This window comes from Streptomyces sp. NPDC008137 (assembly GCF_042957035.1).
GTDB lineage: Bacteria > Actinomycetota > Actinomycetes > Streptomycetales > Streptomycetaceae > Streptomyces.
The window spans coordinates 206,553-231,941 of sequence record NZ_JBIBHN010000007.1 but is presented as its reverse complement, the minus strand read 5'-3'; the positions used below and the strand labels follow the sequence as shown (position 1 = coordinate 231,941).

The following is a 25,389-nucleotide window of genomic DNA, read 5'->3' as shown; positions in this document are numbered from 1 at the left end:
GCGTCTCACCCGAACGTCGCCCGCTCCAGCCAGAACTCCAGCAACTGCCGCTCCCCCAGCACCTCCAGCTCCGGAGCGTCCAGCGGCAACCGCCGGTAGAACGCGAGCAGGACGGAGGTCAGCGGCCCGCGCAGGGCGACCGTGGCCTTCTCGTGGCCCCGGCGCCAGGTGACACCGTCCTCGGTGAGCACGATCAGCCTCCCCCACCCTTCGGGCGGGGGGACCCTCATCTCGCCTCGCTCGGCGTTCACCTCCGGCCCGGTGTCCGTGGCGTGCAGGTGGATGCTGCGGCCCGGACCGCGCAGTTCCCTCGCCGCCTCGTCGTCGGGGTCCGTCCGCTGGACGTATTCCACGATCCGCAGCCACTCGTCGATCGCGTCGGCGGCGATGTCGGGCGCGACCTCGTAGGGCAGTCCGGCGGCGAGGGTGGCGTCCGCGCGGTGCACGGTGACCTCGTGCGTCATCCGGCGGGCCCAGAACCCGGCGTTGTGGATCCCCGCCCAGCCCCACACCTTCGCGTCCGGCCCGGCCTCCCGCAGCGCGGCGACGACCTGCTCGCCCGCCTCCCCCAGCCACGCGTCCAGCGCGGCGGCGTCCCCCCGGGCCTCGGGCCCCTCGCCACCCGGCACCTCCTCCTCGGGCACCTCCTCCCGGGCCCGGGTCCGCACCATGAGCTCCACCCAGCGCAGAGCGCCGCCAGTGTGCCGGACCAGCTCCTCCAGCGACCAGTCCGGGCAGGTCGGCACGGTGGCGGACAGGTCGGCCCCGGAGGTCACCACCGACCTCAACAGGCCGACCTGGTGGGCGATTTCGGCGCAGTAACGCTCGTGCGCGAGGAGTGTCATGCCCGCACCGTAAGCGGCCGGCGATCAGTCGAGCACGGCGATTTCCGCCGCGTCGAACTCCACTCCGACCTCGTCCCCGACCGCGGGCGCCGCCCGCAGCGCGCAGGCCGCCTCCAGGCGCGGGGCAGCCTCGGGCTGGAGCCGGACGGCGACATGGGTGCCCTTGAAGGTACGGGCGGTCACCGTGCAGCGCAGACCCTCACCGGCGGGCACCAGGCGTACGCCGGCGGGCCGCACCAAGAGGGTCCGCGTGCCCTGCGGTGCGCCCTCCGGCACCGGCACCTTGCCCCACGGCGTGTCAGCGGCCTCCGCACCCACCGTCGCCTCGACCACGTTCTCGAAACCGAGGAAGCGGGCCACGAACGCGTCAGCCGGCCGTTGCCACACCTCGAGCGGCGTACCGGACTGGGCGATCCGCCCGTCCCGCATCACCACGACCCGGTCGGCCAGCGCGAAGGCCTCCCCCTGGTCGTGCGTCACGGCGAGCACGGTCGTGCCCAACCGGCCGAACAACTCGCGCAGTTCCGCGACCAGCCGCTCCCTCAGCGACCGGTCGAGCTGCCCCAGCGGCTCGTCCAGCATCAGCAGCCTGGGGCTCGGCGCCAGGGCCCGGGCCAGCGCCACCCGCTGCTGCTCCCCGCCGGACAGCGCGGCGACGGCCCGGCGGTCCGCGCCCGGCAGGCCGACGAGGTCCAGCAACTCCCGCACCCGCTCTGCCTGTTGCCACTTCGACGCCCCGTGCATCCGCAGCCCGAAGGCGACGTTGCCGCCCACGTCCCGCTGCGGGAACAACTGGTGGTCCTGGAACATCAGCCCGACCCCGCGCCGGTGCGCGGGCACGCCCGCCTGGTCGCGCCCGTCGAGCGCCACCCGCCCGGAGTCGAGCGGCTGCAGTCCGGCCACGGCCCGCAGCAGCGTCGACTTGCCGCTGCCGCTGGGCCCGAGCACACACACGATCTCGTGCTCGGCCACCTCCAGATCGACAGCGTCCAGCACGGCCCGCCCGCCGAAACGGACCGTCGCGCCCTCCAGCGCCAGCAGCATCAGAACTCCCCTGTCCGGTCGGCGGTCCTGAGCCTCTCCAGCACCAGCAGGGCCACGGCGCACACCACCATCAGAATCGTCGAAAGGGCCATCGCCTGGCCATAGTTGAGGTCCCCGGGCCGACCCAGCAGCCGCGCCACGGCCACCGGCAGCGTCGGGTTGTCGGGCCGCGCGATGAACACGGTCGCCCCGAACTCCCCGAGCGACACCGCGAAAGCGAACCCGGCCGCGATCAGCAGCGCCCGCCGCACCATCGGCAGGTCCACCTCCCGCCACACCCGCCAGGGCGAGGCCCCCAGCACCGAGGCCGCCTCCCGCAGCCGCACGTCCACCGCCCGCAGCACCGGCAGCATGGTCCGCACGACGAACGGCACCCCGACCAGCGCCTGCGCGAGCGGCACCAGGATCCATGAGGACCTCAGGTCCAGCGGCGGCTCGTCGAGGGCGATCAGGAACCCGAAGCCGACGGTCACGGCGGACACCCCGAGCGGCAGCATCAGCAACGCGTCGAAGCCGCGCACGAACCGCCCGGCGTCCCGGCGGGTGAGCGCGACGGCGGCGAGACCGCCGATCACCACGGCGATCACGGTGGCGGCGACGGCGTACTCCAGGGAGTTGCCGATCGCCTCGATCGGCGGCACCAGGAACACCCCGCCGTCGGCCCTGGTCAGCGCCCGGTAGTAGCCGAACCCGGGCGCGTCCAGCGACCGCTGCACGAGCACGGCGAGCGGCAGCAGAAGCAGTACGACGACGGTCACGAGCACCCCGCCGAGCAGCGCCCACTGCCCGGCGCCGCGCGGCCGGCGGGAGGTCACCGACGCGTCCACCAGCCGCAGCGCGGTCTCCCGCCGCCGTACGGTCCAGGCGTGCAGGGCGAGGATCGCGCCCACGGCGACGAACTGGATCAGCGTCAGCACGGCCGCCGTGGACAGGTCGAAGATCTCCGAGGTCTGCCGGTAGATCTCCACTTCCAGGGTGGAGAAGGTGGGCCCGCCGAGGATCTGGACGACACCGAAGGAGGTGAAGGTGAACAGGAAGACCATGAGCGCGGCGGCGGCCACGGCCGGGGCGAGGGCCGGCAGGGTCACCTGCCGCCAGGCCTTCAGCCGGGACGCCCCGAGCATCCGCGCGGCCTCCTCCTGCCGCGGATCCAGCTGCGCCCAGAGCCCGCCCACGGTCCGTACGACGACCGCGTAGTTGAAGAAGACGTGCGCGAGCAGGATCGCCCACACGGTGGTGTCGAGCCGTACGCCCCACAGCTCGTCGAGCAGCCCGCCCCGCCCGACCAGCGCCAGGAACGCCGTACCGACGACGACCGTGGGCAGCACGAACGGGACGGTCACGACAGCCCGCAGCACCTGCTTGCCCCGGAAGTCGAAGCGCGCGAAGACGTACGCGCCGGGGAGCGCGATCAGCAGGGTGAGCGCGGTGGAGACGAACGCCTGCCAGGTGGTGAACCACAGGACGTGCCGCACGTCGGACTGCGCCAGCACCTCCCCGATCCGCCCGAACCCCCAGACCCCCTCGACCTTCAGGCCGCGCGCGACGATCGCGGCGACCGGGTAGGCGAAGAACGCGGCGAAGAACGCGACGGGCAGGGCGATGAGCCCGAACCGCGCCGCCGCGCCCCGCTTCCGGCCGGCTACTTGAGTACGAGTGAGGTCCACGACTTGACCCACTGATCACGGTTCTCGGCGATCTTCGCCGGGTCCAGGGTCTCGGGATCCTTCGCCTGCGGCCCGAACTTCTCGAACTCCGGCGGTACCTGGGCGCCCTCGCGCACCGGGTACACGAACATGTTGAGCGGCATGTCCTCCTGGAACCGCTCGGAGACCAGGAAGTCGAGCAGCGCCTTGCCGCCCTTGGTGTTCTTGGCGTTGCTCAGCAGCCCGGCGTACTCGACCTGCCGGAAGCAGGTGCCCTCGGCGACCCCGGTCGGGGCGCTGCTCGGCTTGGGCTCGGCGTAGAGAACCTCAGCGGGCGGCGAGGACGCGTACGACACGACGAGCGGCCGATCGCCCTTGGCCTTCTTCCCGCCGGCCGAGCCGGAGAACTCCTGGTTGTAGGCCTGCTCCCAGCCGTCGACGACCTTCACGCCATTGGCCTTGAGCTTCTTCCAGTACCCCTCCCACCCGTCGTCGCCGTACTTCGCGGCGGTGCCGAGCAGGAACCCGAGGCCGGGCGAGGAGGCGGAGGCGTTCTCGGTCACGAGCAGGTTCTTGTACTGCGGCTTGACGAGATCGTCGAAGCTCTTCGGCGGTTCCAGCTTGTGATCGGCGAAGTACTTCTTGTCGTAGTTGACGCAGATGTCGCCGGTGTCGACGGGCGTGACCCGGTGCTCGCCCTGGTCGGCCCGGTACTCGGCCTTGATCTGCTCCGAGCCCTTCGCCTCGTACGGCTGGAACAGCCCGTTGTCGAGTGCTCGCGAGAGCAGGGTGTTGTCGACGCCGAAGAAGACGTCGCCCTGCGGGTTGTCCTTGGTCAGGATCGCCTTGTTCACGGCCTGCCCGGCGTCGCCGTCCTCCAGGACATTGACCTTGTAGCCGGACTGCTTCTCGAAGGCGGCGATGACCCCCTTGGACGCGGCCCACGAGTCATGGCTGACGAGGGTCACGGTCTTGGCGTCACCGGACCCCTGGCCGCCACCGGACGACCCGCACGCGGCCAGCCCGCTGACCATCCCGAGCCCGACGACCACGGCCGTCAGCCGCTTCTTGTTGTTGCTCACTGGATTCCTCCTGGATGACCAGGAGAAGACGCGGCCCCGCCCGGGACTTCCGTGGCCCCGGGCAGGGCGCAACAGCTCGAGTGATGACCGATCTCCCTACCCAGAATGACCTGGGCCAGGTTCGGAGGGTCTGCGGCCGTGTGCCGCACTCTCAGCGCTGTGGCGCTCCCCTGTCGGAATATGAAGGTGTTGGTACGACGGTCAGACTACCGTTCGGTGGCCGCGAGCTGACCACACGCCCCGTCGATCTCCTGTCCACGGGTGTCCCGGACCGTCACCGGCACACCATGGGCCGCGATGGCCTCCACGAACGCCTTCTCGTCCTCGGGCCGCGAGGCGGTCCACTTCGACCCGGGCGTCGGGTTCAGCGGAATCAGATTCACATGCACCGGCTTGCCCTTGAGCAGCCGCCCGAGCCGGTCACCGCGCCAGGCCTGGTCGTTGATGTCCCGGATCAGGGCGTACTCGATGGACAGCCGCCGCCCGGACTTGGCGCTGTACTCGAACCCGGCGTCCAGCACCTCCCGCACCTTCCACCGCGTGTTCACGGGGACGAGGGTGTCGCGCAGCTCGTCGTCGGGAGCGTGCAGCGAGATGGCCAGCCGGCACTTGAAGCCCTCGTCGGCGAACCGGTGGATCGCCGGCACGAGACCGACCGTCGAGACGGTGATCCCGCGCTGCGAGAGCCCCACGCCGTCGGGCTCGGGGTCGGTGAGCCGCCGGATGGACCCGATGACCCGGTTGTAGTTGGCGAGCGGCTCACCCATGCCCATGAACACGATGTTGCTGAGCCGCGCGGGCCCACCGGGAACCTCCCCGTCCCTGAGCGCCCGCATACCGTCGACGATCTGGTGCACGATCTCGGCGGTGGACAGATTCCGGTCCAGACCCGCCTGCCCGGTCGCGCAGAACGGGCAGTTCATCCCGCACCCCGCCTGCGAGCTGATGCACATGGTCACCCGGTCCGGGTACCGCATCAGCACGGACTCCACGAGCGTCCCGTCGAACAGCCGCCACAGCGTCTTGCGCGTAGTGCCCTGGTCGGTCGAAAGATGCCGCACTACGCTCATCAGCTCGGGCAGCAACGCCTCCCGCAGCTTCCCCCGGGCACCGGCCGGAATGTCGGTCCACTGCTCCGGCTCGTGCGCGTACCGCGCGAAGTAGTGCTGCGAGAGCTGCTTGGCACGAAACGGCTTCTCCCCGACAGCCGCGACGGCCTCCTTGCGCTCGGCAGGAGTGAGATCAGCGAGATGCCGCGGCGGCTTCTTGGCTCCGCGGGGGGCGACGAAAGTGAGTTCTCCGGGCTTAGGCATGGCTCAACCAGTGTCGCAGATCGTCAGCGGTGGCCCGTGCCCCGCCCGCGGCACCCGGAGAGAGGCGTTCTAGTCGCCCGTGTGCTCCAGCCGGTTCTTGAGGAGTTGCTCGTTGCGCGGGAGTTCCTTGCGAACCTGGGGGCGGACGACGAGCGGTACCAGGACCTTGCCGACGCCGTGGCCCTCGACGTCGACGTCGATCGTCACGTGGGAGCGCTTCCCCTCGTCGAACGACTCGACCTCGCCGTGCACCCGTGGTCGGACGGGTCCGTCGACACCGCGCATGCCCCAGCTGTGCGGTGGGTCGTACTCCGTGACCTCCATGGTCATCGGCATCACACGGCGACCGATGTGCCGGGTGACCCGGACCCGGGAGCCGATACCGAAGGGCCCCTCGTCGAGGCGTTCCGCGGACACGGCGCTCAGCTGCCACTCCGGCATGCGCGGGGTGTCCATGACGTAGTCGTAGACCTCCTCAGGACGGCGGTCGACGTCGATGCTCTCTCGGATGATGGCCATGATGGCCTCCTTTGGGAGGTACATCTAAATCGTCCCACTTCGCCCCCTTGGACGTCTCCCCGAGACGGCGACGAGCCCCCGCCCTGACGGACGGGGGCTCGCTGACGAAGTCGGTCGGCTCAGCCGGACCCCACGAACAGCACGAGCAGCAGCCACACCACCGGAGCCGTGGGCAGCAGGGAGTCCAAGCGGTCCATGATGCCGCCGTGACCGGGCAGCAGCGTGCCCATGTCCTTGATGCCGAGGTCCCGCTTGATCATGGACTCGCCGAGGTCGCCGAGCGTGGCGGTGACAGCGACCGCGAGGCCGAGCACCAGGCCCTGCCACCAGGCGCCGTCGTCGATGAGGAACTCCATGCACAGCGCCCCCGCGACCATGGCGAAGGCGACCGCGCCGAGCAGGCCCTCGCGGGTCTTGCCGGGGCTGATGCGCGGGGCGAGCTTGGTCCGGCCGAAGCGCCAGCCGACGGCGTAGGCACCGGTGTCGCTGACGACCGTGAGCAGCAGGAAGGTGAGCACCCGCTGCGGCCCGTCGTCCGCGGTGAGCATCATCGCGACGAAGGTCGCCAGGAACGGCACGTAGAACGCCGCGAAGACGCCCGCGGTGACATCCCTGAGGTAGCCCTCGGGCGGTTCCGTCATGCGCCAGACGAGCACGGCCAGCGTGGTGAGCGCCATGGCGACCCAGGCGCCCTCGGCGCCCCGGACGTACCCGGAGACGACCATCGCGGCACCGCCGAGCGCGAGCGGAACGAGCGGCGCCCGGATGCCCTTGCGTTCGTCCAGCCGCTTGGTCAGCTCCCACAGACCCACCACGACGGCGACCGCGACGACGCCGACGAACACGGCCTTGACGACGAACAGCGACGCGACGATCACCGCGCCGAGTCCGACCCCGACCCCTATGGCGGCACTCAGGTCGCGGCCCGCGCTCTTCTTCGGCGGCTTGGGGGCCGGCTGCGAGGCGTCGGGCATGGGTTCCGGATTCGTCTCGTTTCGGACCGAGGGGCCGCTCAGCCGAGCAGCCCTCCGGCCGTCATCCTGGTTTTCGCCGTGGTCGGCTACGTCAGGCACGATGGGCATGGGGCGAGTCTGAGGCGCTTCATACGCATCGTATGCGGGACCCGCCGGAGCGGCCCCCTGGACGTGCCCATGGCCAGGGCTCTGGACGTGGCCCGGGCTCTGTACGTGCCCGTGGCCATGCCCTTGGTCGGTGGGCCCCCAGTACCCGGCCTGTGGCGGCGCCCCCCAGGAAGAGTCGTTCATCAGACCTCGAGCAGCTCCGCTTCCTTGTGCTTCAGGAGCTCGTCCACCTGCGCGACGTACTTCGCGGTGGTGTCGTCGAGCTCCTTCTCCGCACGGCGGCCCTCGTCCTCGCCGACCTCGCCGTCCTTGATCAGCTTGTCGATGGCCTCCTTGGCCTTGCGGCGCACGGAGCGAATCGAGATCTTCGCGTCCTCGCCCTTGCCCTTGGCGACCTTGATGTACTCGCGGCGGCGCTCCTCGGTCAGCTCGGGGAACACCACCCGGATGATGTTGCCGTCGTTGCTCGGGTTGACGCCCAGGTCGGAGTCACGGATCGCCTGCTCGATGTTGCGCAGGGCCGTCTTGTCGAACGGGGTCACTACCGCCATGCGCGGCTCCGGCACGGAGAACGAAGCCAGCTGGTTGATCGGCGTCGGCGCGCCGTAGTAGTCGGCCACGATCTTGTTGAACATCGCCGGGTGCGCACGGCCGGTGCGGATCGCGGCGAAGTCCTCCTTGGCGACCACGACGGCCTTCTCCATCTTCTCCTCGGCCTCGAGGAGGGTCTCTTCGATCACCACTTGCTCCTGCGTGTCTTGAAGTAGGCCCGGCTGCGGTTCCATGTGGGGCGGCGGCCGGCTGCGTCGCGTCTTCTTCCTGCACGGTTCCCGACCGGCAGGACATTGTCCATCCCCCGGCCCGCCTCCGTCCCGTCCGTCCCCCGGACGGGGTGGTGCGGGTCGGTGCTCAGTCCCGGTCGGCCGCGTCCCCGACGAGCGTGCCGATCTTCTCACCCTTGACGGCGCGTCCGATGTTGCCCTCCGCCAGCAGCTCGAAGACCACGATCGGGAGCTTGTTGTCGCGGCACAGCGTGACGGCCGTGGCGTCGGCGACCTTGAGGTCGCGTGTGATGACCTCGCCGTAGCCGAGGTGGTCGAACTTGACCGCGTCCGGGTTGGTCTTCGGGTCGGAGTCGTAGACCCCGTCCACGCCGTTCTTGCCCATCAGCAGCGCCTCGGCGTCGATCTCCAGGGCGCGCTGTGCGGCGGTGGTGTCGGTGGAGAAGTACGGCATGCCCATACCGGCGCCGAAGATCACCACGCGGCCCTTCTCCAGGTGCCGTACGGCGCGCAGCGGGATGTACGGCTCGGCGACCTGACCCATGGTGATGGCGGTCTGCACGCGCGTCTCCACTCCGACCTTCTCCAGGAAGTCCTGGAGGGCGAGGCAGTTCATGACGGTGCCGAGCATGCCCATGTAGTCGGAGCGGGCACGGTCCATGCCGCGCTGCTGGAGTTCGGCACCGCGGAAGAAGTTGCCGCCGCCGATGACGACCGCGACCTGCGCGCCGTCACGCACGACGGCCGCGATCTCGCGCGCGATCTTGTGCACCACGTCGGGGTCGACGCCCAGGCCCCCGCCACCGGAGAAGGCCTCTCCGGACAGCTTCAGCAGAAACCGGCCGCGCACTTTGCCGTCGTCGCTCTTCTGGGGCTTGGTGGTCATGGGGGATTCCGCCTCTTTCACGTGTTGCGCATACCAAGAAGGCCATTGCCGGTGGGGCGTGTTTCGCATCCCATACGGCAATGGCCTCCTTGTCAGATCTGCTGTCGTCCGCCACCCATGTGACGGCGTACACGGACGACTGCTGCCGACCTTATCGGGGTCGGGCGTCGATCGCGGTACGGACTCAGATGCCGACCTTGATGCGCGAGAAGCGCTTCAGGGTGACACCGGCCTCGTCCAGTACCTTCTGGACGGACTTCTTGTTGTCCAGCGCGTAGGGCTGGCCGAGCAGCGTGGCGTCCTTGAAGAAGCCGTTGAGGCGACCCTCGACGATCTTCGGCAGGGCGGCCTCGGGCTTGCCCTCGGCGCGGGTGGTCTCCTCGGCGACGCGGCGCTCGGACTCGACGACCTCGGCCGGCACGTCCTCCTTGGAGAGGTACTTCGGCGCGAACGCGGCGATGTGCTGGGCGACGCCCTTGGCGATCTCGGCGTTCGGCTTGTCCAGCTCGACGAGGACACCGATCTGCGGGGGCAGGTCGGGCATCGTGCGGTGCATGTACGCCGTCACGTAGCCGTCGGCGAACTGCGCGAAGCGGTCCAGGACGATCTTCTCGCCCAGGTTGGCGTTGGCTTCGTCGACGAACGCCTGGACGGTCTTGCCGGCCTCGATCTCGGAGGCGAGCAGGGCCTCGAGGTCGGCCGGGGAGGTCTTGGCGACGTGCTCGGCGATGGTGGTGGCCACGGCCTGGAACTTGTCACCCTTGGCGACGAAGTCCGTCTCGCACTTCAGCTCGACGATGACACCGGAGGAGTTGTCGTCGGCGATGATCGAGACCACGGCACCGTTCTCGGCGGAACGGCCTTCGCGCTTGGCGACGCCCTTCTGGCCCTTGATGCGGAGCGCCTCGACGGCCTTCTCGACGTTGCCCTCGGCCTCGTCCAGCGCCTTCTTGCAGTCCATCATGCCGGCGCCCGTGAGCTCACGGAGCTTCTTGACGTCGGCGGCGGTGTAGTTCGCCATGAGTCTGTGAATCTTTCTCGAAGTCTGGAAGATCGAAGATCTGCGGATGCGCCCCCCATGGAGCCGGAGGGCGCTGTCTTTCCGCTGACCTACGGGTGAACGGCGGGAGCGGACTTCACCGCGCCGAAGGCGCTATTGGTTGCGGTCTCGCTCCCGCCGTCACCTCGGACTGACGGGTCAGGCCTGCTCGGCCTCGGCGGCCTTCTCGCCCTCGGCCGGCTTCTCGGCCTCGGCGGCCGGAGCAGCGTCGGCGGCCGGAGCGGCCTCGGCCTCGGCGGCCGGAGCAGCCTCGGCAGCCGGAGCGGCCTCAGCGGCGGGGGCGGCCTCGTCGGCCTTCTTCTCGCCCTCGAGCAGGTCGCGCTCCCACTCGGCCAGCGGCTCGCCCGCGGCCTTCTCGCCCTTGTCGCCGGTGGCGACGCCGGAGCGGGCGATGAGGCCCTCGGCGACGGCGTCGGCGATGACGCGGGTGAGCAGGGTGACGGAGCGGATCGCGTCGTCGTTGCCCGGGATCTTGTAGTCGACCTCGTCGGGGTCGCAGTTGGTGTCGAGGATCGCGACGACCGGGATGTTCAGCTTCCGGGCCTCACCAACGGCGATGTGCTCCTTCTTGGTGTCCACGATCCAGACGGCGCTGGGCACCTTCTGCATCTCGCGGATACCACCGAGGGTCTTCTCCAGCTTGGCCTTCTCGCGCGAGAGCACGAGAAGCTCCTTCTTGGTCAGACCGGACGCGGCGACGTCCTCGAAGTCGATCTGCTCGAGCTCCTTGAGGCGCTGCAGACGCTTGTAGACGGTCGAGAAGTTGGTGAGCATGCCGCCCAGCCAGCGCTGGTTGACGAAGGGCATGCCGACGCGGGTGGCCTGCTCGGCGATGGCCTCCTGCGCCTGCTTCTTCGTGCCGACGAACATGACCGTGCCGCCGTGGGCGACGGTCTCCTTGACGAACTCGAAGGCGCGGTCGATGTACGACAGCGACTGGAGCAGGTCGATGATGTAGATGCCGTTGCGCTCCGTGAAGATGAAGCGCTTCATCTTCGGGTTCCAACGACGGGTCTGGTGACCGAAGTGGACGCCGCTCTCCAGCAGCTCCCGCATCGTGACGACGGCCATGGCCGTATCTCCTTGAATTTCTCGGTTGTGCCGCGGATGCCGGACGGCTTCCGCTCCTGACGCCCACTGCGCGCCGTTCCACGAGGGACCGAGGGGCGCTGATACAGCCCGTTGCCGGGGTGCGTATCGGGGCGTGCGAAGTCGACCCGGTGACCCGGGTCGCCACCAGAAGTGTACGGGACCCGCAGGGTGCCGGGTGACGCCGTTGTCCACAACCGGGCCGTGGTCCACAGCCACGCACGGTGATCGCGGTGGTGCGGGACGCTCTGCGCATGCGAGCGAAGCGATGTGTGCGTGTGTGTACGCGGCTGATCCTGCTGCTGGTTCTGACGCTGGCCGTCCTGCTGTCCCCGCCGCCACGGCTGTTCGCGGCCCCGCCCGGCCCGGACACCGGCGTGCCGGCGGTGGGACGCGCCTGGCCTGTCGGATTACGCCCGCACGTCCTGCGCGGCTGGGAGCCCCCGGCGACGGCGTACGGCCCGGGCCACCGGGGCGTGGATCTGGCGGTGGCCCCGGGAGCGCCGGTACGGGCGGTGGCCGGGGGCCGGGTGGCCTTCGCGGGCCGGGTGGCCGGCAAGGGGGTCGTGTCCGTGGAACTCACGGGAACCGGCGATCCACCCCTGCGCACGACATACGAACCAGTGACGGCGACGGTGGAGGAGAGCGAGGAGGTGGAACCGGGCGAGGTGATCGGCACGGTGGACACGACGGGCTCCCACTGCACGGCCACCTGCGTGCACTGGGGCCTGCGCAGGGGCGAGACCTACCTGAACCCGCTGCTCCTGCTCCCACCCTGGCTCCTGCACAGGGGCCCGTCGAGGCTGTTGCCCGTGTACTGAGCCACTGAGCCTGCGGGCAGTCGCGCCTCCCCCGTGCCCTGAGGGCCTGGGAGGTGCCCCCATGGGCGGCACGGGTGGGCGGTGGCGGTGTCCCCCCGCTCGAGCGAAGCCGAGAGTGCGGGAGGCACCCCGCTACGCCGGGCCGCGCACCCACCCGGCCTCAGCACCCACGCTCCTCAGCCCAGCACACCCCGCAGCGCCATACCCACCGCCGCATCCGCGATGGCGTCCGGCTCCTCCGCGGCCCCCAGTTCGATCCGCCGTACGGCCGCGTCGACAACCCCCTGCAACAGCATCGCCGCGAGCCGAGGCTGCGCATGCCCCATCTCGGCCAGCGCCTCCACGATCATCGCGACCAGCCCGCCGTGCGCCGCCCGGATCTTCTCCCGGGCCCCCGCGTCGAGCTCGCTCGCGGAGATCGCGACCACGGCACGGTGCCGCCGGTCGCCGACCAGCTCCAACTGCTGGCGTACATACGCCTCGACCTTGGCCTCGGCCGTATCGGCCCGCTCCATCGCCGCCGACACGTCCGCCGCCCAGACGGGGAAGTCGACCTCGCACAGCTCCTCGACCACGGCCGCCCGTGACCGGAAGTACTCGTAGACGGACGATCGCGCGAGGCCCGTCCGCTCGGCGAGGGCCGGGAAGGTCAGCGCTTCCGTACCGCCCTCGGACAACAAGGAACGAGCCGCGTCCAGCAGGGCGGCTCGCTGCATCGACCGGTGCTCGGCCACGGAGGCCGCTCGAATCCTTGGCACGTCAACACTCTACGGACGCGTCGCGCCCGGCGGGAGTGGCTCACCCCGACCGATCGGTATCCGCCCAGGTCAGCGGCCGAAGCTCGCCAGTTTCGCTCTGAGCTGCAGCACCGACTTGGTGTGGATCTGGCTGACACGGCTCTCGGTCACGCCCAGCACGTTCCCGATCTCGGCCAGGGTGAGCCCCTCGTAGTAGTACAGCGTGACCACGGTCTTCTCCCGCTCGGGCAGCGTGTTGATCGCCCGCGCCAGGAACCTCCGAAGCTCCCGGTCCTCAGCGACCTCCACGGGGTTGTCGGCGGCGGTGTCCTCCAGCGTGTCCATCACGCTCAGCCCGTCGCCGCCCTCGCCGCCGCCGTGCAGCAGCTCCTCCAGGGCCACCACGTTGGCCAGCGACAACTGGCTGAACACCGCGTGGAGTTCCTCCACCGCGATGCCCAGCTCGCCGGCCACCTCACCCTCCGTCGGCGTCCGCCGCAGCCGAGCCTCCAGCGTGGCGTACGCCCGCTCCACGTTGCGGGCCTTCTGCCGCACCGAGCGGGGGATCCAGTCGAGCGCACGCAGCTCGTCGATCATCGCGCCCCGGATCCGGGTGATCGCGTACGTCTCGAACTTGATCTCCCGGTCGATGTCGAACTTCTCGATCGCGTCGATCAGCCCGAACACGCCGGACGAGACGAAGTCCGCCTGCTCCACGTTGGACGGCAGGCCCACGCTGACCCGTCCCGCGACGTACTTCACGAGCGGCGAGTAGTGCAGGATCAGCTGCTCCCGCAGCCGCTCGTCCCCCGTCGCCTTGTACGACCGCCACAGCTCGTCGAGCGTCGAGGGAGCGGGCGGCCGTACGCTGCCACCGTCACGGGCGGCTGGGGGGATCGCCGCCCGGTCGGACCCGGAGGTGTGCTGGGGCATTCGTCGCCTTGTGCCGTTCTGCTGCGGAGTGGTGCTGCCGGGGTGAGCTGTCTGTCTGATGTCGAGTTGCCTGTCCGTATCGGAATCCTCGTGAGCGTAGCGTGACTGTGGTGTCGCGGTGTGCGAAGAACAGAGGCCAAGGCGGACACGGATGCGTTCCGGAGGCGTCCCGGAGGATCGCCGCGGTCGCTCAGCGTGATCACAGGAAGACCCCAACTGGGCGCATTTCCAAGGGATGTCGAGGTTCCCCCGGACGGCCGAACACGTGCGGTCAGCATGGTTCGGGATCACCGCGGACCGACATCACCGCCTGGCGTGTCAACTTCCAGCCATCGCCGTGTCGTTCGACGTAACCGAGTGCCCTGAGTTCGTACAGTCTCGCGACTGCGTCCTCCTGCGCGGTCTGTGCCCGGCGCGCGATCTCGTCCGGCCGGGCGGCCCGGCCACCCGGCAGGGCGGCGAGCACCTGCCGGGTGGCGGGTTCCAGCAGATCCCGGGGCAGGACGGGGCCACGCCGGACGGGAGCCAGCTGTCCCATGTCGCCCACCAGCTCGACGACGTCCGCGGCGTCGGTGACCAGGACCGCCTCGCCGCGCAGCAGTTCGTGCACTCCGGCGGAGAGTCCGCTGGTGGCCGGGCCCGGTACTCCCATCGTGTGACGGCCGAGGCGCTGCGCCGCCCGCGCCGTGACCAGAGAGCCGCTGCGGTGGGCGGCCTCGACGACCACGGTGCCGCGGGTGAGGGCCGCGATCACCCGGTTCCGCAGGATGAACCGGCTCGGTGTCGGATGATCCCCGGGCGGCAACTCGCCGACGACCAGGCCCTGTTCGGCGATTCTGCCGATCAGCTGGGTGTGTCCGCGAGGGTAGGGGCGGTCGACGCCGCAGGCGAGGACCGCGACGGTGGCGCCGCCCGCGCCCAGGGCCCCGCGGTGGGCGGCGCCGTCGACTCCGTAGGCGCCGCCGGACACCACGACCCAGCCCTGCTCGGCCAGGCCGGCGGCGAGGGTGGCCGCCATGTGCGCCCCGTACTCGGTGCAGGCCCGGGCGCCGACGAGGGCCACGGACTTCAGCGCCCACATCCGCAGGCCGGCCGGGCCCCGCACCCACAGCCCGAGGGGCCGGGAATCCCCGAGATCGTCGAGCTGCCCGGGCCACTCCGGGTGCCCGGGGCACACGAACCGCACACCGGCCTCCCGGGCGACGGCGAGGTCCTCGCGGGGCCGTGCCGTCCCGGCCCTGGCGAGCATGCCGGTCCACCGCTTGTGGCTGACCCCGGGAAGGGGCCGCGCGCCCTCCCTCAGCCGCCGAACCACTTCCCCGGCGCCGAACTCCCGCACCCACCGTCCACCGGCCTCGTCACCGGGCTCGAGGACCCGGGTGAGGAAGACCCGGGCGAGCAGTTCGCCGTCCGGTTCGCCGACGCCGCTCACGTCAGTGCTCCGATGGCCATCGGGACGCCTCGCGGCACACCGGTGCGCAGCTGGAGCGCGAGGGCGACGTCCGTGGCATCGGGCCGGTCGTGGCCGACGAGGTCGGCGACGGTCCAGGCCACCCGCAGGACGCGGTCCAGTCCGCGGGCGGTCAGGACGCCCCGCTCCAGGTTCCGCTCGGCCTCCTCCATCGCGCCGGGCAGCGCGTACCAGCGGCTGCGCAGCTCGCGGCCGGGTGCCTCGCTGTTGGTGCGCCAGGGAGTCCCGGCGAATCGCTGCGCCGCCCGCTCCCTGGCCGCGCGCACCCGGTCGGCGACCGTCACCGTGGACTCGCCCCGGGAGCCCACGGCTGTCAGCTCGGTGCGGGTGACGCGATCCACCTCGACGCGAAGGTCCACCCGGTCGAGCAGTGGGCCGGAGAGCCTCGCCTGGTAGCGGCGGATCGCCGAGGGCGGGCATTCGCACAGGTCGTCCCGCTGCGAGAACCGGCCGCACGGGCAGGGGTTGGCCGCGAGCACCATGAGGAACTTCGCCGGGAAGCGCACGACTCCCGCGCTGCGCGCGATCACGACATGCCCGGCCTCCAGCGGCTGGCGCAGGGCGTCCAGGGCCCGAGTGCTGAATTCGGGTGTTTCATCCAGGAACAACACCCCGCGGTGGGACAGCGACACCGCGCCGGGCCGCGCGATGCCCGGGCCGCCGCCGACGAGTGCCTGCATCGTGGCCGAGTGGTGCGGGGCGCAGTAGGGGGCGACGTCGATCAACGGCTTGCCCGGGGGCAGCAGGCCCGCCACGGAGTGGACCGCGGTGACCTCCAGCGACTCCTGCCGGCCGAGCAGGGGCAGGATGGCCGGCAGCCGCTCGGCGAGCATCGTCTTGCCCGCGCCGGGAGGCCCTTCGAGGAAGAGGTGGTGCCCGCCCGCCGCGGCCACCTCCACCGCCGTGCGCGCCGATGTCTGCCCGACGACGTCCGCGAGGTCGTGACCGTGGTCGTGCTGGGCCGCGCCGACGCTGTGCATGCCCGTGGCCGCGCCCGTACCGGGCACGCGCAGCCCGGCGAGGAGCGGGTCCGGGCGGCCCTGCTCGTCCGGCTCCTCGTCGGGCACGGGTTCGTCGGCCAGGATGGCGATCAGCTGCCGCAGGCTCCTGACGCCGAGCACCGACACACCGGGCACCAGGGACGCCTCGGCGGCGGCGCACTCCGGCACCACCACCTGTTCATACCCCGCGTCCGCCGCCGCCAGCACCGCGGGCAGCACCCCGCGGACCGGCCGCACCCGCCCGTCGAGACCCAGTTCCCCGATCATCACGATGTCGGCGAGGACCCTCGGGTCGATGCGCTCCGCCGCGCCGAGGACGGCTGCCGCGATGGCCATGTCGAAGCCGCTGCCGGACTTCGGGACGGAGGCCGGGCTCAGGCCGACCGTGAGCTTCTTCTGCGGCCAGGCCGTGCCCGAGTTGACGACCGCGGCACGCACCCGGTCCCGGCTCTCCGTCAGGCTCTTGTCGGGGAGCCCCACCAGCGTGAACGCCGCGACCCCCGGTTCGAGATCGGCCTGGACCTCGACGACCACACCCTCGACGCCCACCAGCGCCACCGAACACGTACGGGCGAATCCCATCAGGCCACCCCCCGCACATGCTCGACCACGGCCGCGCCACGGTTCGGCAGCAGTACGCCGACCACGTCGATGCGGACCCCGCCGGGCGGTGCGCCCCCATGGCTCTGGATCCACCGCTGGGCGAGATCTCTCAGTCGCTCCGCCTTCTGCGGGGTCACGGCCGCCATCGGATGCTCGAAGGGGCCCTCCCTGCGGGTCTTCACCTCGCAGACGACCAGGACGTCACCGTCTCTGGCCACGATGTCGATCTCACCCGTCCGGCCGGAGCGCCAGTTGCGCTCCACGACCGTCAGACCGGCCTCGGCCAGCCGCCGCGCGGCCAGGCTCTCGCCGTACTTGCCCATGGCGCTGCGCGCCCGATGTGCGTTCATGTCGGCACCTCCGGCGCCAACGATCACGCACCCGCCTCCACGAAGTGGATCTTGGTGGATGGCTCAGCGGTTGTGGACAACTCCGTCACCCGCACGAGGAACGTCAGCCGCTCGGCAGCTCGAGATCGCTCTTGTTCAGCTCCTCGATGTTCACGTCCTTGAACGTGAGTACCCGAACCTGCTTCACGAACCGCGCCGGCCGGTACATGTCCCACACCCAGGCGTCCGCCATGGACACCTCGAAGAACACCTCACCCTGGACCGAGTGCACCTGCATCTCGTAGTCGTTGGTCAGGTAGAAGCGCCGCTCGGTCTCGATCACGTATTTGAACAGACCGACGACATCGCGGTACTCCCGGTAGAGCTTCAGCTCCATCTCGGTCTCGTACTTCTCGAGGTCCTCGGCGCTCATGGCATGTTCCCCTTCAGCCGTGCGATCCCACCATTGTGCGCCAGTCCTGTGAGCCCCTAGACGATTTCCGGGTCAAGGATCACGGGCCTGGCCGGGGGACCTTCGTCGAGCAGCGTACGCAGCAGCCCGGCGAGTCTGGTCGGATACACCGTCTCATGTGCCCGGGTCAGTTCCGGACACGTCCACCAGCGCGCTCCGGCGACACTGCGCCGCTCCAGCTCGGTCAGCCCGGCGGCGGCGATCTCCGTACGGTCCGTACGAGCCAGGTAGTACCACTCGTCCTGGTTCCAGCGGCGGCCCGCGAACGGGAACGAGCACTTCCGCCGCCACAGCACCGGGCCGAGCTCGACCTCGGTGATGCCCGTCTCCTCGGCGAGTTCCCGCAGGGCGGCCTGTTCACGGGTCTCGTCGCCCTCCACTCCGCCACCGGGGGTGAACCACCAGTCGTCGGCCGGATCGTCCGGCTCGTGCCCGTGCAGCAGCAGGATGCGGTCCTGCGGGTCGAGCAGCACCACCCGGGCGACCTTGCGCAGCCCGCCCTCGTAGGAGTCCTGGCCCGCTCCCACGGCCTCAGCGGACACCCGTGGGCTCCGCACCGCCCCGCCGGGCACGGGCCGCACCCGCCCGCTTGGCGATCGGTCCGTATGCGCCCCCGCCCAGGACGAGCACGGCGCCGGCGATCACCGCGGCGGTGATCGTCCGCAACGGTCCGGGCGAGGAGAGGCTGCCGAGCGCCTCGAAGCCGGTCGGGCTCTCCAGCATGCCCTTCATGGGGTACACGACGGAGTCGACGCGGGCGTCGACGGCGGAGCGCGCCACCGTGCCACTGGCGGCGTCGGTCAGGTGGGCGGTGGAGTCCACGGAGCTGCCGCGCTCGTCGCCGAGCAGGAACAGCCGCCCCTTGGGGACGGTCACGGTGGGGAAGTTGCTGATCTCGGCCGGCGTGCCCTTGGGCAGGTAGGGCTCGTCGATCTCCTTGCCGTTGACCTTGAGCCTGCCGTCCTGGCAGCAGGAGACCGTGTCGCCGCCGATGGCGACCACGCGTTTGACCATCGGCGCGTTGGCCCAGGTCGTGTCCTTGAAGACGACGACATCGCCGCGGCGCACCTCATCGCCGTCGACGCGCTGAGCGAGGATCCGGTCGCCCGCGTCGATCGTCGGCGTCATCGAACCGGTGGGCACGGTGTACGGCCGGTAGACCACGGCTCCCCAGGCGAACCCGCCGAGGAAAAGCACGAGGCCCAGTGCGACGGCCAGCCCGGACAACCGCTGTCCGGTCCGGCTGCCCACCGGGCCCGTACCTGTGCCACCGCTGCGCGGGGCCGTGTGCGTCATGCTCTCGCCACCCATGGGTCCGCACCCTACCCGGGGGTACCAGCCGGGGTCAGCCCGCGGTCGGAATCACCGCTTCCGGCGCCACCACAGCACCACGGGCACCGCGCCGACGAGCGCCAGCCCCTGCGGCGCCACCGTCAGGGCGGCCGCGGCCGGCAGGGCGTTCAGACCGGACTGGTCGAAGGTGTCCGGCACCGGCAGGTTGTCCCAGCGGTTGATCGGCCAGGCGATGACGACGGCCCGTCCGACGACCTCCTTCACCGGGACCATGCCCTTGTGCCGGTCCGCCTGGTTGTAGCGGGAGTCCCTGGAGTTCTGCCGGTGGTCGCCCATGACCCAGATGTAGCCCTCGGGGACCTTCACCTTGAACTGGCCGCCCTGGTCGTCGACGCTGCACGGCGTGTTGCCCGGGTAGACGTACGCCCCCTCGTTCAGCGCCTGGCCGTTGACCGTCAGCGGGCCCGTGCCCTTGCACTCGATCGTGTCGCCGCCGACGCCGACGACGCGCTTGATGAGGTCCTTCTCCTCGGCGGACGGCATGAGGCCGATCCAGCTGAGGAAGGTCTGCAGGGCGTTCGGATCCGTGGTCGGCTCCCCCGCCAGCCAGTTGTCGGGGTCGTGGAAGACCACGACCTCGCCGCGCTCGGGCTCGGAGCCGAACCAGGGGGTGAGCTTGTCGACCAGGACACGGTCGCCCTGCTGGAGCGTGTTCTGCATCGAGTCGGACGGAATGGAGAACGCCTGCACCAGGAAGGTCTTGATCAGCAGCGCCAGCACCAGCGCGATGCCGATCAGGATGGGCAGCTCCTTCCAGAAGGAGCGTGCCTTCTTCGGCGTCCGGTTCGTACCGCCCGGCCCCTGGCCATCGGCTGTGCTGTGCGTGCCTGTCACCCTGTCGCCCTCGGCTGCCCCGGAGTCATTCCCGGAGGTCACGGCGCTGTCCGTGGCCGGGACGGCGGATTCCGCGGGGCGCCCGCGATGCTCCTCGCCGTCGTGTCCGGACCGTGCGCCGACCGCCACATCCCCCACGCCAACTCCTCACTCTGTGCCGCCGCCTGCCCCATACACGGCGCAGGCCCACCACTCCCATAACGAGCGGGAGTTCCGCAGGGGTCGGGAGCTGGATCGTTCCGTTCGAATCGTCGGAGGCAACCCTATGCGACAGCGGGGCGGCAGCGGTCGACCCGGTGGCCGAGTCGGACACGGAGGCGTACGTGGTCGGTTCCTCCAGCATGTTCCAGTGGCCGAAGGGCCAGGCGATGACCATGGCGCGGCCCACGACCTCGTCCTCGGAGACCGTGCCTCCGTAGTCGGTGTCCTGGTGGGCGCGGGAGTCCGCGGAGTTGTTCCGGTGGTCGCCCATCACCCAGTACCGCCCTTGGGGAACCGTGACCTCGAACGGCGTGTCGGACGGGGCGTTGCCGGGGTACAGGTAGTCCTCGTTCAGCGGGATGCCGTTGACGGTCACGCGCCCCTGGGTGTCGCAGCACTTGACCTTGTCGCCGCCGACGCCGACGACCCGCTTGATGAGGTCCTTCTCGTCCTCGGAGGGCAGCAGGCCGATGAAGGTGAGCCCTTCCTTGACCTGCTTGATGACGACGGGGTCTTCCTTCGGGGTGGCGGTCTGGTCGTCCTGGAGCCAGCCGCCGGGGTCCTTGAAGACGACGACGTCCCCGCGCTGCGGCTCGGAGCCGAACCACGGGGTGAGCTTGTCGACCAGGACGCGGTCGCCGATCTGGATCGTCTGCTCCATGGAGCCCGACGGGATGACGAAGGCCTGGACGAGGAAGGTCTTCAGCACGAGGGCTATGAGGACGGCGACGCCGACGAGGAGCGGTATCTCCTTGACGGCGCCGCGCCTGCGCCGCCGCTTGACCTTGCGCTGGAGCTTGCGCCGCTCGGCGCGGGTACGTCCGCCGGACGGGCTCGCGGCGCGCCGGGCGCCGGTGGGCAGCAGGTTTTCCGCGGCGGTCGTGGCGACGCCGCGCGGCTTGCCGCGGTTACCCATGGGCGCCCGCCCCGTCCGCGGCGGGAGCGGGCACGCGCGCGTAGGCGTCCGGACGCTGCAGCCGGGTGGCGTGGCCGAAGGGCCAGACGATCCAGTCGGCGCGGCCGATCACGTCGCCGACCGGGATCATGCCGCCGCCCGGGGAGCCTAGGTGGTCGCGGGAGTCGCTGGAGTCGCCGCGGTGGTCGCCGAGCACGAACAGGGTGCCGTCGGGCACCACTACGTCGAAGGGAACCTCGGAGGGGCTGTCCCCGGGGTACAGGAAGCCCGACTCGTCGACCGGCCGGCCGTTCACCTGGATCCTCCCCTGCTTGTCGCAGCAGACCACGCGGTCCGCTCCCACACCGACAACGCGCTTGATGTAGTCCGCGTGCCCGAAGTACCCCGTCCCGTCGAACACGACGATGTCTCCCCGCTGCGGCTGGGCACCGAAACGGTACGCCAACTTATTTACGAGAACCCGGTCCCCGATCCTCAATCCCCGCTCCATGGATCCGCTGGGGATCTGGAACGGCCGCAGCACGAACGTACTGAGCAGCAGCAGGAAAAGCAGGCAGGTCAACAAGGTCAGAGTGACCCGGCCGCCCGGCACCCATGCGCTGACACGCGACACCAACGCGAAACGCGACCGTTCCTCCGGCCCTCCTGGGTCCGAGGTCTCCTCGGAGTCGGAAGGGCGGGAGGAGCGGTCGCGCTCCGTCGGCTGTGCTTCGGCGTCCATCGGAGCCAGATGCTATCCGGCTCCGACGCGAACCCCGGAGAGCGCTCAGTTCTCGCGCTTCTCCTTGATCTTCGCGGCCTTGCCGCGCAGCTCGCGCAGGTAGTACAGCTTGGCGCGGCGGACGTCACCCTTGGTGACGAGCTCGATCTTCTCGACGATCGGGGTGTGCACCGGGAAGGTGCGCTCGACGCCGACGGAGAAGGAGACCTTGCGGACCGTGAAGGTCTCGCGCACGCCGGAACCCTGGCGGCGGATCACAACGCCCTTGAACTGCTGCACACGGGAGCGGTTGCCCTCGATGACGCGGACGTGCACGTTGACGGTGTCGCCCGGGCGGAAGGCGGGAACGTCGCTGCGCAGCGACGCGGAGTCGACGGTGTCGAGCAAGTGAGACATTTCGTCTGCTTTCTTCGCTGATGCCACAGGTCATCAACGGAAACTAGGTGTTTCGGATCAGGGCTGTACGCGTCGGAACGGGCGTCATCTCCCCCTGTGGCAGGGGCGCACGCCGGACGGACGCACAACAGCGAGCTATTCTTCCACGCCGTCGGTCCTGCGCCAAAATCGGCCGTACGGCTCCCCCTCGGGGTTTGGTGCCCAGCCCAGGATGGAGAGCATCTCGCGGTCCTTCTTGTCGAAGGCCTTGGGGTCGCACCGCTCGATGAGGTCGGGCCGGTGGGCGGTGGTGCGCTTCAGCGCCTCGTCCCGGCGCCAGCGCGCGATCTTGCCGTGGTGCCCGCTGAGCAGCACGTCGGGGATGTCCCGGCCGCGCCACTCGGGCGGCTTGGTGTAGACGGGCCCTTCCAGCAGGCTCGCCATGGCACCGGGGGCGAAGGAGTCGTCCCGGTGGGACTCGGCGTTGCCGAGGACACCCGGCAGCAGCCGCGCCACGGCCTCCGTGACGACGAGGACGGCCGCCTCGCCGCCGGCCAGGACGTAGTCGCCGATGGACACCTCGTAGACCGGCATCCGGGTCGCGTACTCGTCGACGACCCGCCGGTCGATGCCCTCGTAGCGGGCCGGCGTGAAGATCAGCCAGGGGCGCTCGGAGAGCTGGACGGCGAGTTCCTGGGTGAAGGGGCGCCCGCTGGGCGTGGGCACGATGAGGGCGGGCTCGCGGGAGCCGGCCTCGTAGCCGTCGGCCAGGACCGAGTCGAGCGCGTCCCCCCAGGGGTCGGTCTTCATGACCATGCCGGGGCCGCCGCCGTAGGGCGTGTCGTCGACGGTGTTGTGGCGGTCGTAGGTCCACGAACGCAGGTCGTGCACCTGGACGTCGAGCTGCCCACGCGCGCGTGCCTTGCCGACGAGGGAGACGTTCAGCGGTTCCAGGTACTCGGGGAAGATCGTGACGACGTCGAGGCGCATTACGACTCGTCCCGGCTGGAGGCGATCTCGGCGCGGTCGTCGATCAGGCCCGGCGGCGGGGTGATGACGGCCTTCTGCTCCTCGAGGTCGATCTCGGCGACGATCTCCTCGACGAAGGGGATCAGCACCTCGCTGCCGTCGGGGCGCTCCACGATGAACAGGTCCTGGGAGGGCAGGTGCGAGATCTCCGTGATCCGGCCGACCTCCGTGCCGTCCGCGGTCACCACGTCGAGGTCGATGAGCTGGTGGTCGTAGTACTCGTCCTCGCCCTCGGGCAGTTCCTCCGGGTCGATCTCGGCGATCAGGAGGGTGTTGCGCAGGGCTTCGGCGCCGGTGCGGTCGCTGACGCCCTCGAAGCGCAGGAGGAGACGGCCGCTGTGGACGCGGCCCGTCTCGATGGTGAGCGGTCCCGTGGCGGCGGGATCGGTGGCGAGTACGGCGCCGGGCGCGAGCCTGAGCTCCGGCTCGTCGGTACGGACCTCGACGGTGACCTCGCCCTTGATGCCATGGGCACGGCCGATCCGTGCGACTACCAGCTGCACGTGTCCATTCTCCTGTCACTCCTGTCATACGACTGCGGGCCGGGGACGGCCCTGTGGCCCTCCCCGGCCCGAGCCGGTGCTACTGCGAAAGCGTCAGCGGACGTGGTCCACGTCGACGAGGTCGACGCGGACACCGCGACCGCCGATGGCGCCCACGACGGTACGCAGGGCGCGTGCGGTGCGGCCGTTGCGGCCGATCACCTTGCCGAGGTCGTCCGGGTGGACCCGGACCTCGAGCACTTGCCCGCGGCGCAGGTTGCGTGAGGCGACCTGCACATCGTCAGGGTTGTCGACGATGCCCTTCACGAGGTGCTCGAGAGCCTCCTCGAGCATGCTCAGGCCTCGGTCGACGCGGACTCGGCGGCCGCCTCGTCCTTCTTCTCAGCCTTCTTCTTCTGGGTGATGGCCTCACCCTTGCCCTCGTCGTCGCCACCGAGGGCCTCGAACGACGGGCGGGCCGACTTCTCGGCGGCCTGCAGCAGCGGAGCCGGGGCGGGCTCGCCCTTGTACTTCTGCCAGTCGCCGGTCTTCTTGAGGATGGCGAGCACGGGCTCGGTCGGCTGCGCGCCGACACCCAGCCAGTACGCCACACGCTCGGCGTCGACCTCGATCACCGACGGGTTGTACGTCGGGTGGTACTTGCCGATCTCCTCGATCGCACGGCCGTCACGGCGGGTGCGGGAGTCGGCGACGACGATGCGGTAGTGAGGCGAACGGATCTTGCCCAGACGCTTCAGCTTGATCTTGACTGCCACGGGAGTGGATTCTCCTGGATTTGACGTGGTTGGGCACGGCGAGACTGCCGCGTGGGGTTGCGGTACCCGAGTGCCCGATGGACGCGTCAGCCGGAGGAGAGAGGGGTCCTGTGCGACTGTCGAGTACAGCTAGCCATTGTGCCACACCCTGCCGGGCGGCTCTGCCGGGGGTGCGCCGCTCCATGGACATGCCGGGCCGGCACCCGGCGCGGAGGTGAGGTGCGTCGGGTGCACACCCCGGCAGCGCGTCTCGACCGGCAGCCACGAGATGCCGGTGCCGACGTCAGCCCGCCACCGCTCCCGCCCCCACCACGTCCGGGATACGGAACGGCTTGCCGCAGCCGCCGCAGACGATCGGCGCCTGGGCGAGCACGGACGGCACCACGCGGACGTTGCGACCGCAGTCGCAGACCGCCTTGACGCGTACGCCGCCGCCGGAGGAGCCATGGCGCGCGGCCGGGCCCCGGAAGGTGCGGGAGGTGTCGGAGGAGGTCGCGGCCGTGTGGGCCTTCAGGGCTCGCTGGAGGCGCTCCATCGTCGGGCGGTAGCGGCGCTTCGCCTCGGGGGTGAGCGTGACCAGGGAGAAACCGCTGCTGGGATGCGGTTCCTCGGGGTGGTCCAGGCCCAGCTCCTCGGCGATCGCGAGGAATCTGCGGTTGTGGTAGCGGCCGGCACGGGAGGTGTCGCGGACGCCGCGCGAGGCGGCGATGCCATGGACTGCCTCATGGAGCAGTCGCTCGAAGGAGAGCTCGTGACCGCACGCGGACGACGACTCCCCGATCAGGGACTCTGGCGCGGCAAGGTCGGGCAACTCGGGGTGGTACCGCTGAATGTCGGCCCACGCCTGTGCCAGCTCTGCGGCGAGAACAGGTGGTGTCTGTGTCGTGCTCACGTAATGACAACGAGCCGGGGTGCCACAGTGTTCCGATTCCGGGCCATCCCAAATAATTTGCACGTACCCGTCAGTTGCCTCTGATGCGTCCTGAC

At 70.4% G+C, this 25,389-nt stretch carries 29 protein-coding genes and 1 riboswitch; of the genes, 1 reads left to right on the top strand and 28 read right to left on the bottom strand.

All coding sequences use genetic code 11. The features are described 5' to 3' along the window. Positions 1–5: 5 nt before the first annotated feature. The 11 genes from ACFZBT_RS14570 to rpsB form a co-directional block, all read right to left on the bottom strand. Entirely contained in the window at positions 6–845 is an 840-nt protein-coding gene (locus ACFZBT_RS14570) for a maleylpyruvate isomerase family mycothiol-dependent enzyme (protein WP_391102749.1), read from the bottom strand. A 24-nt stretch (positions 846–869) separates the two neighbouring features. After that, positions 870–1,889: an ATP-binding cassette domain-containing protein gene (locus ACFZBT_RS14565; RefSeq protein WP_391102746.1), complete on the bottom strand. Its 1,020-nt coding sequence runs from the start codon at positions 1,887–1,889 to the stop codon at positions 870–872. Continuing rightward, positions 1,889–3,556 carry an ABC transporter permease subunit gene (locus ACFZBT_RS14560; protein WP_391102744.1) on the bottom strand — a complete coding sequence of 556 codons (1,668 nt, stop codon included), beginning with the start codon at positions 3,554–3,556 and terminating at the stop codon, positions 1,889–1,891. Before ACFZBT_RS14560 ends, ACFZBT_RS14565 begins: the two co-directional genes overlap by 1 nt. Continuing rightward, positions 3,532–4,569 (bottom strand): thiamine ABC transporter substrate-binding protein, encoded by a 1,038-nt coding sequence (locus ACFZBT_RS14555; protein ID WP_391102958.1) that lies wholly within the window; start codon positions 4,567–4,569, stop codon positions 3,532–3,534. The genes ACFZBT_RS14560 and ACFZBT_RS14555 overlap by 25 nt, the downstream gene beginning before the upstream one ends. Before the next feature lie 123 nt (positions 4,570–4,692). Beyond that, positions 4,693–4,799, bottom strand: a riboswitch (TPP riboswitch). A 24-nt stretch (positions 4,800–4,823) separates the two neighbouring features. After that, entirely contained in the window at positions 4,824–5,930 is a 1,107-nt protein-coding gene (gene rlmN / locus ACFZBT_RS14550) for a 23S rRNA (adenine(2503)-C(2))-methyltransferase RlmN (protein ID WP_382496865.1), read from the bottom strand. 69 nt (positions 5,931–5,999) lie between these two features. Then, positions 6,000–6,449 (bottom strand): SRPBCC family protein, encoded by a 450-nt coding sequence (locus ACFZBT_RS14545; protein WP_391102742.1) that lies wholly within the window; start codon positions 6,447–6,449, stop codon positions 6,000–6,002. Positions 6,450–6,568: 119 nt separating this feature from the next. Further along, positions 6,569–7,714 (bottom strand): phosphatidate cytidylyltransferase, encoded by a 1,146-nt coding sequence (locus ACFZBT_RS14540; protein WP_391102740.1) that lies wholly within the window; start codon positions 7,712–7,714, stop codon positions 6,569–6,571. After that, on the bottom strand, positions 7,714–8,271 hold the full coding sequence (frr, locus tag ACFZBT_RS14535) for a ribosome recycling factor (RefSeq protein ID WP_215118279.1): 558 nt from the start codon (positions 8,269–8,271) through the stop codon (positions 7,714–7,716). The genes ACFZBT_RS14540 and frr overlap by 1 nt, the downstream gene beginning before the upstream one ends. Positions 8,272–8,440: 169 nt before the next feature. Next, entirely contained in the window at positions 8,441–9,199 is a 759-nt protein-coding gene (gene pyrH, locus ACFZBT_RS14530) for a UMP kinase (RefSeq protein WP_391102736.1), read from the bottom strand. A gap of 184 nt (positions 9,200–9,383) precedes the next feature. Further along, positions 9,384–10,220: a translation elongation factor Ts gene (tsf, locus tag ACFZBT_RS14525; RefSeq protein ID WP_391102734.1), complete on the bottom strand. Its 837-nt coding sequence runs from the start codon at positions 10,218–10,220 to the stop codon at positions 9,384–9,386. A 177-nt stretch (positions 10,221–10,397) separates the two neighbouring features. Then, positions 10,398–11,330, bottom strand: coding sequence for a 30S ribosomal protein S2 (rpsB, locus tag ACFZBT_RS14520; protein WP_391102731.1), 933 nt, complete (start codon positions 11,328–11,330; stop codon positions 10,398–10,400). Between the two features lie 272 nt (positions 11,331–11,602). Here rpsB and ACFZBT_RS14515 point away from each other — a divergent pair, with 272 nt between their 5' ends. Further along, positions 11,603–12,169 carry a peptidoglycan DD-metalloendopeptidase family protein gene (locus ACFZBT_RS14515; protein ID WP_391102729.1) on the top strand — a complete coding sequence of 189 codons (567 nt, stop codon included), beginning with the start codon at positions 11,603–11,605 and terminating at the stop codon, positions 12,167–12,169. A 176-nt stretch (positions 12,170–12,345) separates the two neighbouring features. On the opposite strand, the gene ACFZBT_RS14510 is transcribed toward ACFZBT_RS14515, so the two are convergent. The 17 genes from ACFZBT_RS14510 to ACFZBT_RS14430 form a co-directional block, all read right to left on the bottom strand. Beyond that, complete coding sequence (locus tag ACFZBT_RS14510) at positions 12,346–12,903, bottom strand: TetR family transcriptional regulator (RefSeq protein WP_391102956.1); 558 nt, start codon at positions 12,901–12,903, stop codon at positions 12,346–12,348. A gap of 93 nt (positions 12,904–12,996) precedes the next feature. Next, on the bottom strand, positions 12,997–13,839 hold the full coding sequence (gene whiG, locus ACFZBT_RS14505) for an RNA polymerase sigma factor WhiG (protein WP_184598498.1): 843 nt from the start codon (positions 13,837–13,839) through the stop codon (positions 12,997–12,999). Positions 13,840–14,110: 271 nt separating this feature from the next. Continuing rightward, positions 14,111–15,271: a DNA-processing protein DprA gene (gene dprA, locus ACFZBT_RS14500; protein ID WP_391102726.1), complete on the bottom strand. Its 1,161-nt coding sequence runs from the start codon at positions 15,269–15,271 to the stop codon at positions 14,111–14,113. Continuing rightward, positions 15,268–16,893: an ATP-binding protein gene (locus ACFZBT_RS14495; RefSeq protein WP_391102723.1), complete on the bottom strand. Its 1,626-nt coding sequence runs from the start codon at positions 16,891–16,893 to the stop codon at positions 15,268–15,270. Before ACFZBT_RS14495 ends, dprA begins: the two co-directional genes overlap by 4 nt. Next, positions 16,893–17,291, bottom strand: a complete 399-nt coding sequence (locus ACFZBT_RS14490; protein WP_391102720.1) for a YraN family protein — start codon at positions 17,289–17,291, stop codon at positions 16,893–16,895. Before ACFZBT_RS14490 ends, ACFZBT_RS14495 begins: the two co-directional genes overlap by 1 nt. Positions 17,292–17,367: 76 nt before the next feature. Beyond that, positions 17,368–17,676, bottom strand: coding sequence for a DUF2469 domain-containing protein (locus ACFZBT_RS14485; RefSeq protein ID WP_003993268.1), 309 nt, complete (start codon positions 17,674–17,676; stop codon positions 17,368–17,370). Positions 17,677–17,732: 56 nt separating this feature from the next. Further along, positions 17,733–18,257: an NUDIX domain-containing protein gene (locus ACFZBT_RS14480; RefSeq protein ID WP_391102717.1), complete on the bottom strand. Its 525-nt coding sequence runs from the start codon at positions 18,255–18,257 to the stop codon at positions 17,733–17,735. After that, positions 18,247–19,026, bottom strand: a complete 780-nt coding sequence (gene lepB / locus ACFZBT_RS14475) for a signal peptidase I (RefSeq protein ID WP_391102714.1) — start codon at positions 19,024–19,026, stop codon at positions 18,247–18,249. Before lepB (ACFZBT_RS14475) ends, ACFZBT_RS14480 begins: the two co-directional genes overlap by 11 nt. A 51-nt stretch (positions 19,027–19,077) precedes the next feature. After that, positions 19,078–20,040 carry a signal peptidase I gene (gene lepB, locus ACFZBT_RS14470; protein WP_391102712.1) on the bottom strand — a complete coding sequence of 321 codons (963 nt, stop codon included), beginning with the start codon at positions 20,038–20,040 and terminating at the stop codon, positions 19,078–19,080. Next, complete coding sequence (gene lepB / locus ACFZBT_RS14465) at positions 19,928–21,019, bottom strand: signal peptidase I (RefSeq protein ID WP_391102710.1); 1,092 nt, start codon at positions 21,017–21,019, stop codon at positions 19,928–19,930. Before lepB (ACFZBT_RS14465) ends, lepB (ACFZBT_RS14470) begins: the two co-directional genes overlap by 113 nt. After that, positions 21,012–21,740 carry a signal peptidase I gene (gene lepB / locus ACFZBT_RS14460; RefSeq protein ID WP_391102708.1) on the bottom strand — a complete coding sequence of 243 codons (729 nt, stop codon included), beginning with the start codon at positions 21,738–21,740 and terminating at the stop codon, positions 21,012–21,014. Before lepB (ACFZBT_RS14460) ends, lepB (ACFZBT_RS14465) begins: the two co-directional genes overlap by 8 nt. Before the next feature lie 45 nt (positions 21,741–21,785). Then, positions 21,786–22,136, bottom strand: a complete 351-nt coding sequence (gene rplS, locus ACFZBT_RS14455) for a 50S ribosomal protein L19 (RefSeq protein WP_030852073.1) — start codon at positions 22,134–22,136, stop codon at positions 21,786–21,788. Positions 22,137–22,271: 135 nt separating this feature from the next. Further along, on the bottom strand, positions 22,272–23,105 hold the full coding sequence (gene trmD / locus ACFZBT_RS14450; RefSeq protein WP_391102706.1) for a tRNA (guanosine(37)-N1)-methyltransferase TrmD: 834 nt from the start codon (positions 23,103–23,105) through the stop codon (positions 22,272–22,274). Then, positions 23,105–23,647: a ribosome maturation factor RimM gene (gene rimM / locus ACFZBT_RS14445; RefSeq protein ID WP_184598511.1), complete on the bottom strand. Its 543-nt coding sequence runs from the start codon at positions 23,645–23,647 to the stop codon at positions 23,105–23,107. Before rimM ends, trmD begins: the two co-directional genes overlap by 1 nt. A gap of 93 nt (positions 23,648–23,740) precedes the next feature. Then, a complete protein-coding gene (locus ACFZBT_RS14440) occupies positions 23,741–23,980 on the bottom strand; it encodes an RNA-binding protein (protein WP_115744409.1) in 240 nt (79 codons plus the stop codon). Positions 23,981–23,982: 2 nt separating this feature from the next. Then, positions 23,983–24,402: a 30S ribosomal protein S16 gene (gene rpsP, locus ACFZBT_RS14435; protein WP_382496902.1), complete on the bottom strand. Its 420-nt coding sequence runs from the start codon at positions 24,400–24,402 to the stop codon at positions 23,983–23,985. A gap of 283 nt (positions 24,403–24,685) precedes the next feature. Further along, the gene (locus ACFZBT_RS14430) at positions 24,686–25,294 is read right to left on the bottom strand and encodes a hypothetical protein (protein WP_184598513.1); all 609 of its coding nucleotides are present in this window, start codon (positions 25,292–25,294) and stop codon (positions 24,686–24,688) included. Between the last annotated feature and the right edge of the window lie 95 nt (positions 25,295–25,389).

Coding starts and splice junctions, on each gene's coding strand:
- ACFZBT_RS14545 (WP_391102742.1), bottom strand. CDS start 6,449: ATGGCCATCATCCGAGAGAGCATCGACGTCGACCGCCGTCCTGAGGAG.
- ACFZBT_RS14540 (WP_391102740.1), bottom strand. CDS start 7,714: ATGAACGACTCTTCCTGGGGGGCGCCGCCACAGGCCGGGTACTGGGGG.
- tsf (WP_391102734.1), bottom strand. CDS start 10,220: ATGGCGAACTACACCGCCGCCGACGTCAAGAAGCTCCGTGAGCTCACG.
- ACFZBT_RS14555 (WP_391102958.1), bottom strand. CDS start 4,569: ATGGTCAGCGGGCTGGCCGCGTGCGGGTCGTCCGGTGGCGGCCAGGGG.
- ACFZBT_RS14485 (WP_003993268.1), bottom strand. CDS start 17,676: ATGAGCGCCGAGGACCTCGAGAAGTACGAGACCGAGATGGAGCTGAAG.
- ACFZBT_RS14495 (WP_391102723.1), bottom strand. CDS start 16,893: ATGGGATTCGCCCGTACGTGTTCGGTGGCGCTGGTGGGCGTCGAGGGT.
- rplS (WP_030852073.1), bottom strand. CDS start 22,136: ATGTCTCACTTGCTCGACACCGTCGACTCCGCGTCGCTGCGCAGCGAC.
- ACFZBT_RS14565 (WP_391102746.1), bottom strand. CDS start 1,889: ATGCTGCTGGCGCTGGAGGGCGCGACGGTCCGTTTCGGCGGGCGGGCC.
- lepB (WP_391102708.1), bottom strand. CDS start 21,740: ATGGACGCCGAAGCACAGCCGACGGAGCGCGACCGCTCCTCCCGCCCT.
- ACFZBT_RS14570 (WP_391102749.1), bottom strand. CDS start 845: ATGACACTCCTCGCGCACGAGCGTTACTGCGCCGAAATCGCCCACCAG.
- whiG (WP_184598498.1), bottom strand. CDS start 13,839: ATGCCCCAGCACACCTCCGGGTCCGACCGGGCGGCGATCCCCCCAGCC.
- trmD (WP_391102706.1), bottom strand. CDS start 23,105: ATGCGCCTCGACGTCGTCACGATCTTCCCCGAGTACCTGGAACCGCTG.
- ACFZBT_RS14440 (WP_115744409.1), bottom strand. CDS start 23,980: ATGCTCGAGGAGGCTCTCGAGCACCTCGTGAAGGGCATCGTCGACAAC.
- ACFZBT_RS14515 (WP_391102729.1), top strand. CDS start 11,603: ATGCGAGCGAAGCGATGTGTGCGTGTGTGTACGCGGCTGATCCTGCTG.
- lepB (WP_391102710.1), bottom strand. CDS start 21,019: ATGGGTAACCGCGGCAAGCCGCGCGGCGTCGCCACGACCGCCGCGGAA.
- rlmN (WP_382496865.1), bottom strand. CDS start 5,930: ATGCCTAAGCCCGGAGAACTCACTTTCGTCGCCCCCCGCGGAGCCAAG.
- lepB (WP_391102714.1), bottom strand. CDS start 19,026: ATGGGTGGCGAGAGCATGACGCACACGGCCCCGCGCAGCGGTGGCACA.
- rpsB (WP_391102731.1), bottom strand. CDS start 11,330: ATGGCCGTCGTCACGATGCGGGAGCTGCTGGAGAGCGGCGTCCACTTC.
- pyrH (WP_391102736.1), bottom strand. CDS start 9,199: ATGACCACCAAGCCCCAGAAGAGCGACGACGGCAAAGTGCGCGGCCGG.